Here is a 3,579-nt window from a genome sequence, read left to right on the forward strand (position 1 = left end):
TCGCCGGCAAGCCTGGCTCCTACAGCGAAGAACGATAACGCCGTGCAACAGATACACCGCAGCGCCCGGTTCGCCGGCAAGCCTGGCTCCTACAGGTCCATGGCGGGTACAAATGTCAGCCTCTTCACGACAAAAAGCCCCACCGGATACCGATGGGGCTTTTTGTTAATGCAGCTACCTTGGTCTTAGCGTCCGATAGCCCGCGCCGCATCCGCGGTGTATTGGTCCGGGGTGAATTTGCCTTCGTTGAGGATCGGCCCTTTCTTCGCTTCGTTGGTCATGCCGTAGCCAGTGTACTGGCCAGAGTTCAGGTCCATGAAGAACTGCGAACCGGCCTGCCAGCTGCTCATGTCGGGGTGGTAGTAGTAGTTGATCATGGCGTGTTTCCACAGCTGCCCACGGGCATCGTAGTTGTCGGCCATGACCGAGTGCCAGGTGTCCTCGTCGATGAACAGCACGCGTTTGCCGTAGACATGGCGATAGCCTTCCTTCAAGTCGGCCTCCAGGACCCACACCCGACGCAACTCATAACGCATGAAGTCCGGGTTGGGATGGTTGGGCGTCAGGATGTCGGCGTACTTGACGGTCCCGGTGTTGGGTTTGAACGCGTTGGCCGGGCTGTAGATTTCGCGCTTGCCGATCAGTTTCCAGGTGAAACGCTCCGGTGAGCCGTTGTACAAGCGGTCTTCGTCGACGGTCATGGTGCCGTTGGTACCGATCATCGGCTGATCGAAACCGTAGCCTGGCAGCTGCCTGACGCGGCGTGTCGACGGGCTGTAGGACCAGGCCTGACGCGTACCGGTACCGAAGTTGTAGGGTTCATGGGCAATGCTGAGGGTACCGTTGTCGCGAGCCGGTTTCAGGGTCATGTTGTTGCTGAAGGACGCAATAATATCGCCGTCCCTTGAGTCAACGGTCGGCGAGTTGGTCGGCGACAGGTTACGCGCGTAGGCACGCCCCCAGCCAATGCTGCCGTTGGGCAGGACCGACGCCAGGTCGGAGGTTTTTTCCTCGGTGTAGGCACGTGCCGGCAATTGGTGATTCCACAGTAATTCCATGCCGTTTTTGGGGATCGGGAACGGTATCTGGCCGATCCCGGTGAAACCTGCACCGTCGTTGACCAGCTTGGCGTGCAGCGCATTGTCCATCGCGCGGCGGCAAACGTAATCGGGGTAGCGGAAATCCCGGTGGCCGGGGTAGATGTTCATTTTGTAGGTGGTCGGGTACTTCTTCAGCAGGGTTTTCTGCCCTTCTGTCAGGTGCGACTCGTACTGGCTCATGTTCTGCGCCGTGATCACCAGGATCGGCTTCTCCGCCGCATAGGGATCAACCGGCTGGCCACCGGAGAATTTCACATGATTCCAGCCTGGCACTTCCCCCAGGTATTTGCCGGTATACGGCGGAATGGTGCCCTCGGCGTTCCCGGCTTTCTCGGCGCCGACACAGGTCAGCTCCTTGCCCAGTTTGGCGGCTTCCTGAGCTGACACCTCGGCGTGCGCATAACCCATCAACCCGCTATTGGCTGTGACTGCGACCGCGAGCATGAGACCTGTTCTTGTTATTTTCATGTGTTGCCTCCTTCGCTGATAAGGCTGTGTGGTATGGACCCATTTGTCCCTGTTCTGCCGGCCCCGACATCGTCCGGAGAGACTAAGGCGGCGTTATGCGCCCAACTTTTCTTGCAGTTGTGCCTTGAGCACCTTGCCGGTGGCATTGCGTGGCAAGGGTTCGAGTGCCCGATAGACCTGCGTCGGCACCTTGTAGGCGGCCAGGCGCTCGGCGATGAATGCGCAGACTTGCGCCTCCTGGGGCAGTGTCGATACCTGGCCATGCACGGCCAAGCCCACCGTCTCACCCAACAACGGGTCGGCAATGGCGAATGCCGCCGCTTCCAGGACGCCAGGCATATCGAGAATGCAGGTTTCGATTTCAGCCGCGGAAATCTTCTCGCCTCCGCGGTTGATCAACTCCTTGACCCGCCCGGTGATGCTGAGGAAACCCTCGTCGTCGAGGTAGCCGATATCGCCGGTGTCGAGCCAACCGTCGCGCAGGCTTTGCGCAGTGGCCTCGGGCAGGTTCCAGTAGGCGCTCATCAAGGTCGGCGAACGCAGCCAGATCACCCCGCGGGTGCCCGCCAACTGCGGCTGGTCAGGGCTGTCACCGATGCGAATATCGACGATCGGCAGCGCCCAGCCCGCCGTTGCCGGCTTGTACACAAACTGATCGCCACCAATCGCCGCACCGATGCCGTTGCTTTCGGTCAGGCCGTAGCCAGCGCCGCCAATGGCGTCAGGCTTGAGCTTGAGCATGTTGTCGAGCACCCCGGCGGACGAAGCTCCACCGCCCAACCCCAAGCCAAACAGGCTGGCGGTATGCTCACTGCCAAAGCGCGGCGAAGCGAGCAGTTGCTGCATCATTACAGGTGCCCCGTTGAACTGGGTGCAGCGCTCATCGCGAATCAGGTCGATGGCCCGTTCGACATCCCACTTGTACATCAGCATCAAGCGCCGACCGCCGCGCAATGCCGACAGGAACTGCGCATGCAAGCCGCTGACATGGAACAGCGGAACCGCCGCCAGCGTGGTTGGCGCAAAGCCGCTGTTGATCACCACGCCGATGCGTTCCGGTGAACTCATGGCGCAAAACGCGCCCTGGAAATCCAGTGCGAACAGCGCCTGGCAGATGGCCCGGTGAGTGGACACTGCGCCCTTGGCGCGACTGGTGGTGCCGGAGGTGTAGAGGATCATTGCCGGCGCGCCGGGATCGATGTCCAGCGCAGGCAACGGTAATGCCGGGGCGCTGATCAAGTCTTCGAAACGCAGGCAGTAATCGGGCAACGTTGCTTCCTGGCTCCCGACGACAATCGTGGCGTGCTGCTCACGGGCCAGGTCTGCGCGCAGGGTATCGAGGCGCGCTTCGTCGCACAGCAGCAGGCGCGAACCGCTGTCCTGCAGCGCGTACTGCAACTCATCGCGCAGCCCCCAACTGTTGAGCGGTACACACACCGCGCCACAGCGCAAGATCGCGGCGAAGGCCACCAGCCACGCCGGCTGGTTACGCATGGCAATCGCCACCCGCTCGCCCGGTTGCAGGCCAAAACGAGCGACCATCTGCTCGGCGAGGCGGTCAACCTGGTCATAGTACTGATTGAAGGTCAGGCGCTGCGACTGCCAGACCAGGAACTCACGGTGGCCGTGGACACGACCGGCGTCGAGCACCTGCAGCAGGTCGTGCGCAGCGTGACGGAAATAGCGTGGCGCGCCTTCATCGGGCGTCACCACTTCAAACGGCGCACCGGGGGCGATCAATTGTCGCCACGCGGTTTGCCAGCGTTCAATGCTCATCTGTGTTTTCTCCAGAACAGCCGAAAGACCTGTGGGTCTGCGGTGAACATCCAATTTGTGTGGGAATCCATTTCTATGTAGGAGCGAGGCTTGCCCGCGAAGAACGATGACGCGGTATCGCAGATACACCGCGTCGCCTGGTTCGCCGGCAAGCCTGGCTCCTACAGCGAAGAACGATGACGCGGTTCAACAGACACACCGTGGCGTCCCGTTCGCCGGCAAGCCTGGCTCCTAC

The 3,579-nt window shown here is 61.3% G+C and carries 2 protein-coding genes; both read right to left on the bottom strand.

What is annotated here, in order from left to right:
• Positions 1-185: 185 nt before the first annotated feature.
• Positions 186-1,568 carry a DUF1329 domain-containing protein gene (locus J2W17_RS31000; protein ID WP_307344143.1) on the bottom strand — a complete coding sequence of 461 codons (1,383 nt, stop codon included), beginning with the start codon at positions 1,566-1,568 and terminating at the stop codon, positions 186-188.
• Between the two features lie 93 nt (positions 1,569-1,661).
• Positions 1,662-3,344, bottom strand: a complete 1,683-nt coding sequence (locus J2W17_RS31005) for a class I adenylate-forming enzyme family protein (RefSeq protein ID WP_307344145.1) — start codon at positions 3,342-3,344, stop codon at positions 1,662-1,664.
• Positions 3,345-3,579 lie beyond the last annotated feature (235 nt).

It is taken from the genome of Pseudomonas lini (genome assembly GCF_030812475.1).
GTDB lineage: Bacteria > Pseudomonadota > Gammaproteobacteria > Pseudomonadales > Pseudomonadaceae > Aquipseudomonas > Aquipseudomonas lini_A.

Excerpts from the sequence above, each read along its gene's own strand:
- J2W17_RS31000 (WP_307344143.1), bottom strand. The coding sequence starts at position 1,568 with ATGAAAATAACAAGAACAGGTCTCATGCTCGCGGTCGCAGTCACAGCC.
- J2W17_RS31005 (WP_307344145.1), bottom strand. The coding sequence starts at position 3,344 with ATGAGCATTGAACGCTGGCAAACCGCGTGGCGACAATTGATCGCCCCC.